Origin of the sequence: Streptomyces griseicoloratus (assembly GCF_014534645.1) — a bacterium.
Lineage (GTDB): Bacteria > Actinomycetota > Actinomycetes > Streptomycetales > Streptomycetaceae > Streptomyces > Streptomyces griseicoloratus.
Genome location: NZ_JACVQF010000184.1, coordinates 219,904 through 235,398, shown reverse-complemented (window position 1 = coordinate 235,398; position 15,495 = coordinate 219,904). Strand labels below are relative to the sequence as shown.

At 73.5% G+C, this 15,495-nt stretch carries 15 protein-coding genes; 11 read left to right on the top strand and 4 right to left on the bottom strand.

What is annotated here, in order from left to right:
- Positions 1-1,242, bottom strand: a complete 1,242-nt coding sequence (locus H0H10_RS12370) for a glycosyltransferase 87 family protein (protein WP_188180957.1) — start codon at positions 1,240-1,242, stop codon at positions 1-3.
- Positions 1,243-1,362: 120 nt separating this feature from the next.
- Between H0H10_RS12370 and H0H10_RS12365 the strand changes: the two genes are divergently transcribed.
- Complete coding sequence (locus H0H10_RS12365) at positions 1,363-2,505, top strand: glycosyltransferase family 4 protein (protein ID WP_188180956.1); 1,143 nt, start codon at positions 1,363-1,365, stop codon at positions 2,503-2,505.
- 231 nt (positions 2,506-2,736) lie between these two features.
- Here H0H10_RS12365 and H0H10_RS12360 read toward each other — a convergent pair whose 3' ends face one another.
- Positions 2,737-4,533: an AMP-dependent synthetase/ligase gene (locus H0H10_RS12360; RefSeq protein WP_188180955.1), complete on the bottom strand. Its 1,797-nt coding sequence runs from the start codon at positions 4,531-4,533 to the stop codon at positions 2,737-2,739.
- A gap of 309 nt (positions 4,534-4,842) precedes the next feature.
- On the opposite strand from H0H10_RS12360, the gene H0H10_RS12355 reads away from it, so the two are divergent.
- From H0H10_RS12355 to H0H10_RS12330, 6 genes are all read left to right on the top strand, one after another.
- A complete protein-coding gene (locus tag H0H10_RS12355; protein ID WP_188180954.1) occupies positions 4,843-5,640 on the top strand; it encodes a metallophosphoesterase family protein in 798 nt (265 codons plus the stop codon).
- A gap of 143 nt (positions 5,641-5,783) precedes the next feature.
- A complete protein-coding gene (locus tag H0H10_RS12350) occupies positions 5,784-6,224 on the top strand; it encodes an SRPBCC family protein (protein WP_188180953.1) in 441 nt (146 codons plus the stop codon).
- 190 nt (positions 6,225-6,414) lie between these two features.
- Complete coding sequence (locus tag H0H10_RS12345; RefSeq protein WP_188180952.1) at positions 6,415-7,596, top strand: ArsA family ATPase; 1,182 nt, start codon at positions 6,415-6,417, stop codon at positions 7,594-7,596.
- 57 nt (positions 7,597-7,653) lie between these two features.
- Positions 7,654-8,160, top strand: coding sequence for a DUF5304 domain-containing protein (locus tag H0H10_RS12340; RefSeq protein WP_188180951.1), 507 nt, complete (start codon positions 7,654-7,656; stop codon positions 8,158-8,160).
- 63 nt (positions 8,161-8,223) lie between these two features.
- Positions 8,224-9,177 carry an ROK family glucokinase gene (locus H0H10_RS12335; protein WP_188180950.1) on the top strand — a complete coding sequence of 318 codons (954 nt, stop codon included), beginning with the start codon at positions 8,224-8,226 and terminating at the stop codon, positions 9,175-9,177.
- 80 nt (positions 9,178-9,257) lie between these two features.
- Positions 9,258-10,019 (top strand): endonuclease/exonuclease/phosphatase family protein, encoded by a 762-nt coding sequence (locus H0H10_RS12330; protein WP_188180949.1) that lies wholly within the window; start codon positions 9,258-9,260, stop codon positions 10,017-10,019.
- A 34-nt stretch (positions 10,020-10,053) separates the two neighbouring features.
- On the opposite strand, the gene H0H10_RS12325 is transcribed toward H0H10_RS12330, so the two are convergent.
- Together H0H10_RS12325 and H0H10_RS12320 are read right to left on the bottom strand one after the other, a co-directional pair.
- Positions 10,054-10,662 carry a hypothetical protein gene (locus H0H10_RS12325; protein ID WP_188180948.1) on the bottom strand — a complete coding sequence of 203 codons (609 nt, stop codon included), beginning with the start codon at positions 10,660-10,662 and terminating at the stop codon, positions 10,054-10,056.
- A complete protein-coding gene (locus H0H10_RS12320; RefSeq protein ID WP_188180947.1) occupies positions 10,655-11,452 on the bottom strand; it encodes an alpha/beta hydrolase in 798 nt (265 codons plus the stop codon). Before H0H10_RS12320 ends, H0H10_RS12325 begins: the two co-directional genes overlap by 8 nt.
- 179 nt (positions 11,453-11,631) lie before the next feature.
- Between H0H10_RS12320 and H0H10_RS12315 the strand changes: the two genes are divergently transcribed.
- The 4 genes from H0H10_RS12315 to H0H10_RS12300 are packed head-to-tail and all read left to right on the top strand — an operon-like array spanning position 11,632 to position 15,480.
- The gene (locus tag H0H10_RS12315) at positions 11,632-12,426 is read left to right on the top strand and encodes a lysophospholipid acyltransferase family protein (protein WP_188181053.1); all 795 of its coding nucleotides are present in this window, start codon (positions 11,632-11,634) and stop codon (positions 12,424-12,426) included.
- 60 nt (positions 12,427-12,486) lie between these two features.
- On the top strand, positions 12,487-13,719 hold the full coding sequence (gene macS / locus H0H10_RS12310; RefSeq protein WP_188180946.1) for a MacS family sensor histidine kinase: 1,233 nt from the start codon (positions 12,487-12,489) through the stop codon (positions 13,717-13,719).
- The gene (locus tag H0H10_RS12305; RefSeq protein ID WP_188180945.1) at positions 13,716-14,393 is read left to right on the top strand and encodes a response regulator; all 678 of its coding nucleotides are present in this window, start codon (positions 13,716-13,718) and stop codon (positions 14,391-14,393) included. Before macS ends, H0H10_RS12305 begins: the two co-directional genes overlap by 4 nt.
- A gap of 58 nt (positions 14,394-14,451) precedes the next feature.
- The gene (locus H0H10_RS12300; protein WP_188180944.1) at positions 14,452-15,480 is read left to right on the top strand and encodes a 6-phosphofructokinase; all 1,029 of its coding nucleotides are present in this window, start codon (positions 14,452-14,454) and stop codon (positions 15,478-15,480) included.
- Positions 15,481-15,495 lie beyond the last annotated feature (15 nt).

Here is a 15,495-nt window from a genome sequence, read left to right as displayed (position 1 = left end):
TCAGGAGGACAGGGGAGCCCCGTCGGCACGGGCGGCCTGCGCGGACGGCCGCGGGGCGGGCGCCCGGCGCGGCACCGTCTGGCGCCACAGCACGCGGGCCGCGAGGAGCGCGGCGGCCACCAGCAGGCCGTTGCGGACGAACAGGAGGGTGACGCCGAGCGCGTCACTGGCGACGACGTGCCCGAACCAGACGGGGAACTCCAGCACCGTCACCAGGCTCGCCGCCAGCACCAGGGCGACGGGCACGCCCATCCGGTCCGCCCGGAAGCACAGGCAGACGGCCGCGAGGCCGACCAGCCACACCATGTACTGGGGGCTGATCACCCGGCTCGTGACCGTGAACATCAGCACCGCCACGAACGCCGCGTCCGCGGCCGTGTGCGCCTCGAACCGCGAACCGCGCAGCCGCCACAGCAGCAGCCAGCCGAACGCCGTCACGGTGAGCGCCAGGGCGGCCGTGCTGACCGCCCCCACGTACGGGCCGAGGAACTCGACGGAGCCGTAGTTGAGCAGCACCTGGCCGTCCCAGCCGTGGTGCCGGGCGACGTGCAGGACGAGCGCGCCCAGCGACTCCACCTCGGTGCCCCGGTCGCGCTGGAAGGTCAGGAACGCGAACGCCCCGGGCATGGCCAGGGCGAACAGGCCCGCCACCACCGCGCCGGTCACCGCGGCGGCGGCCCAGGCCCTGCGCCCGCGCACACCGAGGAGCACCAGCGCGGGCCACACCTTCAGCAGCGCCCCGAACGCCGCCAGCGCCCCCGCCGCCCGGGGGTGCCGGGCGGCGGCGAGCAGCGCGGCCACCGCGACGGCGGTGACCATCACGTCGTAGCGGGCGTACACCGTCGGCCCGAGCAGCGGGACGCCCGCCACCCACACCCAGGCGCCGCGCTCCGACCGGCCGGGGCGGCGGCCCGCGTACCGCAGCAGGAGGAGCACGGCGAGGTCGGCGGCGCAGGCCAGGACGAAGAAGGCCGTCGCGTAGGAGAGGAAGGGCAGCAGCGCGGGGGAGAGGACGGCGAGGGCCGCGGCGGGCGGGTACTGCCAGGTGACGTCGTCCAGCGGGAACGTTCCGGTGCGCAGGACCTCGTACCAGTCCCGGTAGATGACGGACACGTCGCTGGTGACGTCCGGGCCCGGGAAGACGTACACCTTGAACACGAACAGCAGCAGCATCAGCCGCGTCGCGCCCCAGGCCGCCGGCAGCAGGGCGGCCGGGGACCGTTTCGCGTCCGTCGTCTTCACCTGCTCCCTGCCCGTCCGCGTGTCGTGCCGGTGGGGCCATGATGTCCCGGACAGCTGTGTGTCGGCCACAGACGCGGCCGGGCCCCGACGAGAGGGGCCCGTTCGGTAGGGTCGGCGGCGATGCGCAAGACCTTGATCGTGACCAATGACTTCCCGCCCCGGCCGGGCGGCATCCAGGCGTTCCTGCACAACATGGCGCTGCGGCTGGACCCGGAGCGGGTGGTCGTCTACGCCTCCACCTGGAAGCGGAGCCGGGAGGGCCTGGAGGCCACCGCCGACTTCGACGCCGAGCAGCCCTTCACCGTCGTACGCGACCGTACGACGATGCTGCTGCCGACGCCCGGGGCGACCCGGCGGGCCGTGTCCCTGCTGCGGGAGCACGGGTGCACCTCGGTGTGGTTCGGGGCGGCGGCGCCCCTCGGGCTGATGGCGCCGGCGCTGAGGAGGGCGGGCGCCGAGCGGATCGTGGCCACCACCCACGGGCACGAGGCCGGATGGGCCCAGCTGCCCGCCGCCCGGCAGCTGCTGCGCCGGATCGGCGAGTCGACGGACACGATCACCCACCTCGGCGAGTACACGCGCTCGCGGATCGCCGGGGCGCTGACGCCGGAGGCCGCCGCGCGGATGGTGCAGCTGCCGCCCGGCGTCGACGAGAAGACCTTCCACCCCGACTCGGGCGGCGACGAGGTGCGGGCGGCGCTCGGGCTGACCGAGCGGCCGGTGGTGGTGTGCGTCTCGCGGCTCGTGCCGCGCAAGGGGCAGGACACGCTGATCCGGGCCATGCCGCGCATCCTGGCGGCCGAGCCGGACGCCGTGCTGCTGATCGTCGGCGGCGGACCCTACGAGCAGGACCTGCGCCGGCTGGCGCGGGAGACCGGGGTCGCCGGCTCCGTCCGCTTCACCGGCGCGGTGCCCTGGTCCGAGCTGCCCGCCCACTACGGCGCCGGGGACGTCTTCGCGATGCCGTGCCGGACCCGGCGGGGCGGACTCGACGTGGAGGGACTCGGCATCGTCTACCTGGAGGCCTCCGCGACCGGGCTGCCCGTGGTCGCCGGCGACTCCGGCGGTGCGCCCGACGCGGTGCTCGACGGCGAGACCGGCTGGGTGGTGCGCGGTGGCTCGGCCGAGCAGGCCGCCGACCGGATCGTCACCCTCCTCGGCGACGCCGAGCTGCGGCGGCGGATGGGGGAGCGGGGGCGGGCCTGGGTCGAGGAGAAGTGGCGCTGGGACCTGCTGGCGGAGCGGCTGAAGACGCTGCTGTGACCTGGCCGGCCGGCCGGCTGGGTGCGGTGGCCCGGCGTTTGCCGTTGCCCGGCGTGGGGGCGGGCCGGGGGTGGGGCGCGCGGCCCGGCGCTTGCGTGGTGCCTCCCCCAGAGGGGGTACCCCCAGCGCCCACCCGTGCCGCCCTGGGGGTACCTCCCAGGCCGTTCAGGCACTGGGGGAGGCACGACTGCCCGCAGCTGCGACGGCTACGACAGGCCGCCCTGCGTGGGGTTACTTCTGGTAGATCGCCTCGATCTCGTCCGCGTAGTCCTTGGCCACCACGCTCCGCTTCAGCTTCAGCGACGGTGTCAGGTGGCCCGAGTCCTCCGTGAACTGGGCCGACAGGACGCGGAACTTGCGCACCGACTCCGCCTTCGACACCGCCGCGTTGCCGTCGTCGATCGCCGCCTGGATCGCGGCCAGCAGGTCGGGGTCCTCGCGCAGCGACGCCGCGGTGGAGCCGGCCGGCTTGCCGTGGTCGGCGGCCCAGCGGCCCAGGAACTCCTCGTCGAGCGTGACCAGCGCGCCCACGAACGGCCGCCCGTCGCCGACCACCATGCACTCCGCGACCAGGGCGTGCGCCCGGATGCGGTCCTCGATCACGGCCGGGGCGACGTTCTTGCCGCCCGCGGTGACGAGGATCTCCTTCTTGCGGCCGGTGATGCGCAGGTAGCCGTCCTCGTCGAGGGTGCCGATGTCACCGGTGTGGAACCAGCCGTCGGCCAGCGCCTCCGCGGTCGCCCCCGGGTTGTTCCAGTACTCCTTGAACAGGTGCTCGCCGTGCAGCAGCACCTCCCCGTCGTCCGCGATGCGCACCACCGAGCCCGGCAGCGGCTGGCCGACCGTGCCGATCTTCTGCCGGTCCCACGGGTTGAACGCGGTCGCCGCGCAGGACTCGGTCAGGCCGTAGCCCTCCAGCACCGTGAAGCCGATGCCGCGGAAGAAGTGGCCGAGCCGCTCGCCCAGCGGGGCGCCGCCGGAGATGGCGTACTCGCCGCGCCCGCCGAGGACCGCGCGCAGCTTGCCGTAGACGAGCTTGTCGAAGACCTTGTGCTTGATCCTCAGGCCGAGCGACGGGCCCGAGGGGGTGTCCAGCGCCTTGCTGTAGGCGATCGCCGTGTCGGCGGCCTTGTCGAAGATCTTCCCCTTGCCGTCGGCCTGCGCCTTGGCCCGCGCCGAGTTGTACACCTTCTCGAAGACGCGCGGCACGCCGAGGATCAGCGTCGGCCGGAACGCGGCCAGCTCGTCGGTGAGGTTCTTGATGTCGGGGACGCAGCCCAGCTTGATCGGCGCGATCATCGGCGCGACCTGGACCAGCCGCCCGAAGACGTGCGCGAGGGGGAGGAAGAGGAGGACGGAGCACTCACCCGTGCGGAACAGCGGGCGCAGCCGCTCGACGACGTTGCCGCACTCGGCGAAGAAGCTGCGGTGGGTGAGCACACAGCCCTTGGGCCGGCCGGTCGTGCCGGAGGTGTAGACGATGGTCGCCGGGTCGTCGGCCTTCGCGATCGAGCTGCGCTCCTCGACCGTCTCGTCGGTGACGTCCTGCCCGAGACGCCCCAGCTCGTCCACGGCCCCGGCCTCGATCTGCCAGACGTGCTTGAGCGCGGGCAGCTGCTCGCGTACCGACTCGACGGCGGCGGCGTGCCCGGCCGACTCCACGACGCAGGCGGTCGCGCCCGAGTCGTTGAGGATCCACTGCACCTGCTCCGGCGAGCTGGTCTCGTACACCGGCACGGTGACCGCGCCCGCGCTCCAGATCGCGAAGTCCAGCAGCGTCCACTCGTAACGGGTCCGGGACATCAGGCCGACCCGGTCGCCCGGCTGGACGCCGGCCGCGATCAGGCCCTTGGCGGCGGCGTGCACCTCGGCGAGGAAGGCCCGGGCGGTGACGTCCTGCCAGGCGCCGCCCACCTTGCGGGCGATGACGGCGACGTCGGGATGCTGCGCGGCGTTTCTGCGGACGATGTCGGTCAGATTGCCGTCCGCAGGGACCTCGTACAAAGCCGGAAGGCTGAACTCGCGCAAGACTGCTGCTCCTCATAGGGCGCCGGCGCCACGACGTTGTGTGATGCGACGGTGCGGTCCATGGCTCGGGCAAGTGCTCGCGGATCCACATGCGGAATTCACATGTTGAAAACCTGAGCACGACTGGACTGCCCGGACGTTACCCGCCGGTATGGCCTCTCCGACAGGGGGTCCCCGCGAGATGTTCGCTGCGTCACACGGATGGGGTTTGCTTTGCGCACAGTAGTCGACACCTCAACCGACCAGCCAGTAACCGCAGGCCCGGCCGCCACTGTTCACGGATGGCGCACACACTTACGCTTGATCGTCATGGCATCCACACCGGCCGGCAACCCGACAACGCGTGTCCACGTGGTCAGCGACGTCCACGGCAACGCCCGTGACCTGGCCCGGGCCGGCGAGGGCGCCGACGCCCTCATCTGCCTGGGGGACCTCGTCCTCTTCCTCGACTACGCCGACCACTCGCGCGGCATCTTCCCCGACCTCTTCGGCGTCGCCAACGCCGACCGCATCGTCGCGCTGCGCACCGCCCGCCGCTTCGCCGAGGCGCGGGAGTTCGGGGCCCGGCTGTGGGCGGGCGTCGACGGGGACAGGGCCGCACTGATCGAGAAGGCCGTGCGCAAGCAGTACGCCGAGCTGTTCGCCGCGTTCCCCACACCGACGTACGCCACCTACGGCAATGTCGACATGCCGCCCCTGTGGCAGGAGTACGCCGGCCCCGGCACGACCGTGCTCGACGGGCAGCGGGCGGAGATCGGTGGACGGGTCTTCGGCTTCGTCGGCGGGGGCCTGCGCACCCCGATGCGGACGCCGTACGAGATCAGCGACGAGGAGTACGCCGCGAAGATCGAGGCCGTCGGCGAGGTGGACGTGCTGTGCACGCACATCCCGCCGGAGGTGCCCGAACTGGTCTACGACACGGTGGCACGGCGCTTCGAACGGGGCAGCCGCGCGCTGCTGGACGCGATCCGGCGCACCCGGCCCCGCTACGCGCTGTTCGGACACGTGCACCAGCCGCTGGTGCGCCGGATGCGGATCGGGGCCACCGAGTGCGTGAACGTCGGCCACTTCGCCTCGACCGGGCGGCCGTGGGCGCTGGAGTGGTGAGGGCGCGGGCTGGTGGCCGGAGTTGGCCGGAGTTGCGCAGGTAGGGGGTGACATCGGCCGTGCCGGTGCGCGGTAGCCTTCACGCTGCACACACGTGCGCACGACGACCTCAGTACCGGCCCGCATCTGGAGGAGCCACGGCGATGGCGGAACACACCAGCTCGAGCATCACGATCGAGGCGGCACCGGCCGACGTCATGGAGGTGATCGCCGACTTCGCCCGCTACCCGGACTGGACCGGAGAGGTGAAGGAGGCGGAGGTCCTCGCGGCCGACGAGCAGGGCCGCGCCGAGCAGGTCCGCCTCGTCATGGACGCCGGGGCCATCAAGGACGACCAGACCCTGGCGTACACCTGGACCGGTGCGCACGAGGTGTCCTGGACGCTGGTGAAGTCGCAGATGCTGCGCTCGCTCGACGGCTCCTACCTGCTCAGGCCGGCCGGAACGGGCACCGAGGTCACCTACCGGCTCACGGTCGACGTCAAGATCCCGATGCTCGGCATGATCAAGCGGAAGGCCGAGAAGGTCATCATCGACCGGGCGCTGGCGGGGCTGAAGAAGCGCGTGGAGTCCGGGGCGAAGTAGCCGCCCCGGCGGGCACCGAGGTCACGGGGGCGGGCGTCGGAGGGAACCGGCGACGCGGACGCGCCGGCGCGTTCCGTGGCGCGCCGCGCACGGCTTCGGTCGCGGCACACCCGACCGCGGTCCGTCGCGGACGGCCCGCCGAGGAGCGACGGCGGTCGACGACCGGTCCGCGCAGGTACCGTTCAGCCTCATGCGCACCATCCTGATCACGGGCCCCGGCGGCAGCGGTCGCACGACCGTCGCGGCCGCCACCGCGCTCGCCGCCGCCCGTGCGGGCACCCGCACCCTGCTCCTCGGCGCCGACCGCGACGACACGCTCGGCGCCGTGCTCGGGACGGCCACGGGACCGGCCCCGGCCCCCGTCGAGCCGAACCTCACCGTCCGGCGGCCCGACGCGGCCCAGGGGTTCCGGGACGACCTGGCCGCCCTCCAGGACCGCGCCGCCTCCGCCCTCGACCTGCTCGGCGCCGCCCGCCTCGACCCCGAGGAACTCACCCCCCTGCCCGGCGCCGAGGAACTCGCCCTGCTGCGCGCCCTGCGCGACGCCGCCCTCGCCGAGGGCGACGGCGTCCACGAACTCCTCGTCGTCGACCTCCCGCCCGCCCCACGCGCCCTCGCCCTGCTCGCCCTGCCCGAGGAACTGCGCCGCTACCTGCGCCGCCTGCTCCCGCCCGAGCGGCAGGCGGCCCGCGCCCTGCGCCCCGTCCTCGGCCGGCTCGCCGGCGTCCCCCTGCCCGCCGAGTCGCTGTACGAGGCCGCCGCCCGCTGGGACCTGGAACTCGCCGCCGCCGAGGCCGTCGTCGCCGACCCGAACACCGTCGTACGGCTGGTCGCCGAGCCCGGTCCGGCCGGTGCCGACGCCGTGCGCACGACCGCGCTCGGCCTCGCCCTGCGCGGCCTGCGCACCGACCTGCTGGTCGCCAACCGGGTCCTGCCCGAGGACGCCCCCGCGGACAGCTGGCTCGCCGGTCCCGTCGCCCAGCAGCGCAAGACCCTGGAGGAGTGGCAGGGCACCCACGACGTGCGCACCGTGGCCCACCTCGGGCGCGACCCGCGCGGCGCGGACGACCTCCTGGCCCTGGACGTGCCGGGCGCCGGCCCCGCCGAGCCCCCGGTGCAGTGGCCCGTCACCGACCGGCTGGCCGAGGACGGCGTGCTGGTCTGGCACATCCCGCTGCCCGGCGCCATACGCGACGAACTCGACCTCGTCCGGCGCGGTGACGAACTCGTCGTCAGCGCCGGGACGTTCCGCCGGATCGTGCCGCTGCCCTCCGCGCTGCGCCGCTGCACCGTCGACGGGGCCGCCCTGCGCGACGGCGAGCTGAGCGTCCGGTTCGCGCCCGACCCGCGGCTGTGGCCCCGGACCCGCTGAACGGCCCGGCCTCGTTCGGGTAACGTCGGAGGGACGAACCGTAGTCAGGAGTCCGTCATGAGCGAAGAGCTCCCCCCGTCCGAGTCCGCTCGCGACGACGCGGTCGACGAGGTGCGGGCGACCGACGCCGACGCCTGGGCCACGGCCTGTGCCGAGGACCTGGAGGCGGAGAAGGCCCGCCGGCGCACCCAGTACGGTCCGCCCCCGGGCTCGGCCGCCGAGGAACTGCGCCGGCTCGTCGACACCGTCGCGGAGAAGCTGTCCGGCCTGCAGACCCCGCTCTTCGGCGCGGTCGCCGGGCCCGCCGCCCAGCAGATGGTCCGGCAGGTCGTCCAGCAGGCCAAGGCCGCCGTCGAACCCGTCATCGAGCGCAACCCCGAGGTCTTCGACCACCTCGCGGCGGCCGGCGGCGAACTGCTCGCCGCCTACCGCTCCGCGGTCCAGAACCAGGAGCGCCGCTGGACCACTTCGCACACCGAGCCGCGCGATGCGCGCGACCTGGACGACGACCACGACGACGGCGACGAGGGCACCGGCCCCGGCCAGCGCATCGACTTGGACTGACGTCCCTCGCGGGGCCTCGGGTACGGTTGGCCGTAGCGGGGCTCGACCGAAACTGAGGGATTCATGGGACTCACCATCGGCGTCGACATCGGCGGCACGAAGATCGCGGCCGGCGTGGTCGACGAGGAAGGCAACATCCTCTCGACCTTCAAGGTGCCGACCCCCACCACGCCCGAGGCCATCGTGGACGCCATCGCCTCGGCGGTGGAGGGCGCACGCGCGGGGCACGAGATCGTCGGCGTGGGCATCGGTGCCGCCGGATACGTCAACCGCCAGCGCTCGACGGTGTACTTCGCGCCCAACATCGACTGGCGCAACGAGCCGCTGAAGGAGAAGGTCGAGGCCCGGGTCGGCCTCCCCGTCGTCGTGGAGAACGACGCCAACGCGGCGGCCTGGGGCGAGTACAAGTTCGGCGCCGGCAAGGGCCACCGCAACGTCATCTGCATCACGCTCGGCACCGGCCTCGGCGGCGGCATCATCATCGGCAACAAGCTGCGCCGCGGCCACTTCGGCGTGGCCGCCGAGTTCGGCCACATCCGCATGGTCCCGGACGGCCTGCTGTGCGGCTGCGGCTCGCAGGGCTGCTGGGAGCAGTACGCCTCCGGCCGCGCCCTCGTGCGCTACGCCAAGCAGCGCGCCAACGCCACCCCGGAGCGCGCCGAGGTGCTGCTCGGCCTCGGCGACGGCACTCCGGACGGCATCGAGGGCAAGCACATCTCCATGGCCGCCCGCCAGGGCGACCCGGTCGCCGTGGACTCCTACCGCGAGCTGGCCCGCTGGGCGGGTGCCGGCCTCGCCGACCTGGCCTCCCTCTTCGACCCGTCCGCCTTCATCGTCGGCGGCGGCCTGTCGGACGAGGGTGACCTGGTCCTCGACCCGATCCGCACCTCGTACAAGCGCTGGCTGGTCGGTGGCAACTGGCGTCCGGTCGCCGACGTGATCGCCGCCCAGCTCGGCAACAAGGCCGGCCTGGTGGGCGCGGCCGACCTGGCCCGGGAGCCCGACCCCATCATGTGACGAGCGCCCGCGCAGCCTCTCCGTACGCCCGCGCCCGCCGCCCCCACGGGGCCGGCGGGCGCGGGCGTATCTTGATCGGCATGGAGACGACGCCGGCCCCGCTGCTTCCCGACTCCCGGACCGAACCCGACGGTTCCGCCGTCATCCGCGTCCTCAGCTACAACATCCGCTCGATGCGCGACGACACCGGCGCCCTGGCCCGGGTGATCGCCGCCTGCGCCCCGGATCTGGTCCTCGTGCAGGAGGCGCCGCGCTTCTTCCGCTGGCGCAAGAAGCTCGCGCGGCTGGCCGCCGCCTCCGGGCTGGTGATCCTCTCGGGGGGTGCCACGGCCGCCGGACCGGCGCTGCTGTGCTCCCTGCGGGCCACCGTCGAGCGCACGGAGGACGTGCTGCTGCCGCTCACCCCCGGCCTGCACCGCCGTGGCTTCGCCACCGCCGTCGTCCGCTTCGGCGGTGCCCGGCTCGGCGTCCTGAGCTGCCATCTGTCGCTGCAGAAGGACGAGCGGTACGAGCAGGGCGGCATGCTCCTGGACCGGCTGGCCGCGATGGGCGTGGAGCACGCGGTCGCGGGCGGCGACCTGAACGAGCGCCCTGGCGGCCCGACCTTCCGCCGGCTCGCCGAGGAACTGCGGGACTGCCGGACCACCGCTCCCTGGGGCGGCGAGCACACCTCGACGCCGGCCGACCCGCACCAGCGCATCGACGCGCTCTTCGTCACCAAGGGCGTCGAGGTGCTGGGCTGCGGGGTCCCCGTCGGTCACCCCGGGGTGACGGAGACGGACCTGAGGGCGGCCACCGACCACCTTCCGGTCCTGGCCGCCCTCAGAATCCCCGCCGCCTAGGGCCCGATCCGGACGACAGGCCCTGGCCCGGGGCTCAGACCACCGCGCCCCGGCCCGGGTCGTCGTCGTCCTCGTCGCCGGGGCGCATCCGCATCACCAGCGTGGCGAAGCCGCCGAGGAAGCCGCCGATGCACAGGGTCGTCAGCCACCAGGTCATGTCCCAGCCCAGCAGGATCGCCAGCAGCAACAGGACGGGGCCGCCGAGGACCCCCAGCCAGGCGAACCTGGCGGTGGTGTCGCCCTCGGGCAGCGGCGGCGGCTCGGGCGGCACGAAGTGGCCCTCGTCGTCCTCGTCGAAGTCGTCGTCGGAGGGCTCGGACGGGGCGTAGTCGCGCGGGCCGCCCACCCCGGGGGCGAACGCCACGGAACTGCCGAGCGGCCGGGCCGGGGCGGGCGCGTCCCCGGCCCCCTTCCCCTCCGGGCGCTCCTCGCCGGGCCCGTCCTCGTTCGTCTCGGCCTCCAGGAGCGCCAGGTCCTCCACCGACTTGAACGGCTTGGCGCCCGGCGGGTCCGGCGGCTCCTCCCCGTACCCGGCGACGATCGCGGCCCAGGCGGCCTCCTCGTCGAAGGGCACGTTCTGCTCGTCCGGGTCGCGCTGCTCCCGGTTCTCGCGGTCCTCGCGGTCGGCGTCGTGCTCAGCCACCTGCGACCGTCCCTTCCTTGCCGAGGCCGGGCTCCATGAGCGGACCGGGCGTCAGCCGCCCGATGAAGGAGACGCTCTCCTGATGGATCCGGTCCGCGTCGTGATCCAACGTCGCCACGTGGTAACTCTGTTCCAGCAGGACCTCCGTCACGTCCGTCGACGAGACCCGGCCGAGGATGCGGGCGGAGTCGGCCGGCGGCACCACCTGGTCCTGCGGGCTGCGCAGGAGCAGCAGCGGCTGCGTGACCTGCGGCAGCTCACCGTCGACGCGCCGGAAGAAGTTGCGCAGGGAGTGGGCCGCGTGCAGCGGCACCCGGTCGTAGCCGAGTTCCGCGGCGCCCGGCTTGGCGATGTCGCTGGCGATGCCCTTCGTCGTCCGGACGAGGTGCCGGGCCATCGGCAGGGCGTACGCGGACAGGCCGTGCACCTTGTTCGCGGGGTTGACGACCACCACACCGGAGACCGCGTCGCCGTGCCTGGCCGCCAGCCGCAGCGCCAGGGCGCCGCCCATGGACAGCCCGGCCACGAACACCTGCCGGCAGCGCCCGCGCAGGGCGCGCAGCTCGCGGTCCACCTCCGCGTACCAGTCCTGCCAGGCGGTGACCTGCAGGTCCTCCCAGCGCGTGCCGTGCCCGGGCAGCAGCGGCAGCGAGACGGTCAGACCGCGCTCGGCGAGGTGCTCCGCCCAGGGGCGCAGCGACTGCGGGGAACCGGTGAAGCCGTGACAGAGGAGGACGCCGGCCTCCCCGCCCTCATGGCGGAACGGCTCGGCTCCAGGGAGGACCGGCACCTTTCGGTCTCCTGTTCGTGAAGGGGCTGGCACGTCGTCTGCGGGCACTGCGTCGGTCGCAGGTACTTCACCGTACGCGACCGCACTGACACCGACCAGGGCCGTCGGCGCCATTGGCGGTCCTCCGGGATAGGGTCTGACTCAGAGACACAGGAGGCACTCGGTTGTTGTACGGCGCGATGAAGGTCACCGTCGGGGGTTCGCTGAAGCTTGCCTTCCGGCCCTGGGTGGAGGGCCTGGAGCACGTCCCGGCCGAGGGCCCCGCCATTCTGGCGAGCAACCACCTGTCGTTCTCCGACTCGTTCTTCCTGCCGGCCGTCCTCGACCGCAAGGTGACCTTCATCGCCAAGGCCGAGTACTTCAACACCCCCGGGATCAAGGGCCGGCTGACCGCCGCGTTCTTCAAGGGCGTCGGCCAGCTCCCGGTGGACCGCTCCGGTGCGCGCGGCGCGGGCGAGGCCGCCATCAAGAGCGGCATCGAGGTCCTGGAGCGCGGGGAGCTGTTCGGCATCTACCCCGAGGGCACCCGCTCGCCCGACGGCCGCCTCTACCGCGGCAAGCCGGGCGGCCTCGCGCGCGTGGCACTGGCCACCGGCGCGCCCGTCATCCCCGTCGCCATGATCGACACGGAGAAGATCCAGCCGCCCGGCAAGGTGGTGCCGAAGCTGATGCGGCCCGGCATCCGCATCGGCGAGCCCCTGGACTTCACCCGCTACCAGGGCATGGAGCACGACCGGTTCGTCCTGCGCGCGGTGACCGACGAGGTCATGTACGAGATCATGAAGCTCTCCGGCCAGGAGTACGTCGACATGTACGCGACCGCCATGAAGCGGCAGATCGCGGAGGCGGCGAAGGCGGAGAAGGAGGCGGGCAGGGCCGCGAGGGCCGCGCTCGCACAGGCGGAGAAGGAACAGGCCGCGAAGGAGAAGGCGGCCGAGCGGGACCGGCCCGGCGAGCAGCGCTCCGAGCCCTGACGGGGGCAGGAGCGGCCGGACGGAGGGGACCGGGGGCGGACGGCCGGACGAGGGGGGAGCATGGCCAGGCGCGAGAGAGTCATGAGGATGTCGGTCGAGCAGCCGCTGTGGCGTGCGCTCACCGCCTACCGCGTGCTCACCATGCTGTACGCGATCGGCCTCTTCGCCACCGCCTACCACGAGTTCACCCGGCCCTGGATCGCCGTCGCCTACTTCGCCGTGCTGTCCGTGTGGACGCTCGCCACCCTCCCCAGGGTCGCGAGCGCGGCCCGCTGCACCAAGCGCTTCCTCGCCGTCGACCTGACCATCGCGCTCACCGGCATCCTGCTCACCCCGGTCGCCGACGCCCATGAGCGGGTCATGGACGGCGGCCCGACCATGCCGTCGATATGGACCGCCGGTTCCGTCCTCGCCTTCGCGGTCAAGGGCGGCTGGCGCTGGGCGGCCCTCGCCTCCACGCTCGTCGCCGTCGCCAACCTGATCGAGCGCGGCAGCCCCGCCCGCGACACCGTCCACAACGTGATCCTCGTCTGGGTCGCCTCCATCGCCATCGGCTACGTCGTCGAGGTCGCCCGCGCCTCCGAGCGCACCCTCGCCCGTGCCCTGGAGATCGAGGCGGCCACGAGGGAGCGGGAACGGCTCGCCCGGGACATCCACGACAGCGTCCTGCAAGTGCTGGCGATGGTGCAGCGGCGCGGGGCCGTCATCGGTGGCGAGGCGGCCGAGCTGGGCCGGATGGCGGGCGAGCAGGAGGTGGCGCTGCGCACCCTGGTCTCCGGCGGCCTGGTGCCCGTCTCCCGGGTGTCGGAGGACGCGGCCGAGGGAGCGGTCGTACGGGCGGTGGACGAACCGGCGGACGAGCCCGGCGACGGCCCGGTCGACCTGCGTTCCCTGCTCGCCCCGTACGCCGGTGCGCGCGTGAGCCTCGCCGAACCGGGGGCGCCGGTGCTGCTGGCCCCGGTCGCCGCGCGGGAGGTCGCCGCCGCCGTCGGGGCCGCCCTGGACAACGTCCGCCGGCACGCCGGTGAGCACGCGCGCGCGTGGATCCTGGTCGAGGACGAGCCCGACCAGGTGATCGTCACCGTACGGGACGACGGACCCGGCATCCCCGAGGGCCGGCTCGCCGAGGCCGAGGGGGAGGGCCGGCTCGGAGTGGCCCTGTCGATCCGGGGACGCCTGCGCGACCTCGGCGGCACGGCCGAACTGATCTCGGTGCCGGGCCAGGGCACGGAGGTCGAACTGACGGCACCGAAGCAGACCCGGCAGATCACGGGGGAAGGCGGCAGACGATGAGCGAACAGCAGGGTCCGATCAGGGTCATGGTGGTCGACGACCACCCCATGTGGCGCGACGCCGTCGCCCGGGACCTGGCCGAGTCCGGCTTCGAGGTGGTCGCCACCGCCGGCGACGGCGACCAGGCCGTGCGCCGGGCCCGCGCCGCCGCGCCCGACGTCCTCGTGCTCGACCTCAACCTGCCCGGCAAGCCCGGCGTGCAGGTCTGCAAGGAGGTCGTCGGCGCCGACCCGACCGTGCGCGTCCTCGTGCTGTCGGCGAGCGGGGAGCACGCCGACGTGCTGGAGGCGGTGAAGTCCGGCGCGACCGGCTATCTGCTGAAGTCGGCCTCCACCCAGGAGCTGCAGGACGCCGTGCGCAGCACGGCCGCCGGCGACCCGGTCTTCACCCCCGGCCTGGCCGGACTGGTCCTCGGCGAGTACCGCCGCCTCGCCTCCGAACCGGCCCCGGCCCAGGACACCGGCGAGCCGGGGGCGCCCCGCCTCACCGACCGCGAGACCGAGGTGCTGCGCCTGGTCGCCAAGGGCCTGAGCTACAAGCAGATCGCCGAACGCCTGGTCATCTCCCACCGCACCGTGCAGAACCACGTGCAGAACACCCTCGGCAAGCTCCAGCTGCACAACCGCGTCGAGCTGGTGCGGTACGCGATAGAACGGGGTCTGGACGACGCGTGACCCCGCGCGGGACAGTGGCGGTGGCCTGAACCACCCACCGTGGCAAGGGGATTACGCGATGAAGGTCGGAGTACTGACCGGAGGCGGCGACTGTCCCGGGCTCAACGCCGTCATCCGGGCCATCGTCCGCAAGGGCGTGCAGGAGTACGGCTACGACTTCGTCGGCTTCCGGGACGGCTGGCGCGGTCCCCTTGACGGCGACACCGTCCGCCTCGACATCCCGGCCGTCCGGGGCATCCTGCCCCGCGGCGGCACCGTCCTCGGCTCCTCGCGCACCAATCCGCTCCGGCACGAGAACGGCATCCGGCGCATCAAGGACAACCTCGCCAAACTCGACGTCGAGGCCCTGATCACGATCGGCGGCGAGGACACCCTCGGCGTCGCCACCCGCCTCGCGGACGAGTACGGCGTGCCCTGCGTCGGCGTGCCCAAGACCATCGACAACGACCTGTCCGCCACGGACTACACCTTCGGCTTCGACACCGCCGTCGGCATCGCCACCGAGGCCATCGACCGGCTGCACACCACCGCCGAGTCGCACATGCGGGTCCTGGTCGTGGAGGTCATGGGCCGGCACGCCGGCTGGATCGCGCTCCACTCGGGCCTGGCCGGCGGCGCCAACGTCATCCTCATCCCCGAGCAGCGCTTCGACACCGAGCAGGTGTGCGCCTGGGTGACCTCACGGTTCCGGGCGTCTTACGCCCCGATCGTGGTCGTCGCCGAGGGGGCGATGCCGAAGGACGGCGACATGGTGCTCAAGGACCGGTCACGGGACTCCTTCGGGCACGTGCGGCTGTCCGGGGTGGGGGAGTGGCTGGCGAAGGAGATCGAGCAGCACACCGGCAAGGAGGCCCGGACGACCGTCCTCGGCCATGTGCAGCGCGGCGGCACGCCCAGCGCGTTCGACCGCTGGCTCGCCACCCGCTTCGGCCTGCACGCCATCGACAGCGTCCGCGACGGCGACTTCGGCACCATGGTCGCGCTGCGCGGCACGGACATCGTCCGGGTCCCGATCGCCGAGGCCACCGCACGGCTGAAGACCGTCGACCCGAAGCTGTACGCGGAGGCCGGGGTGTTCTTCGGCTGACCGGCACCGCCGGAT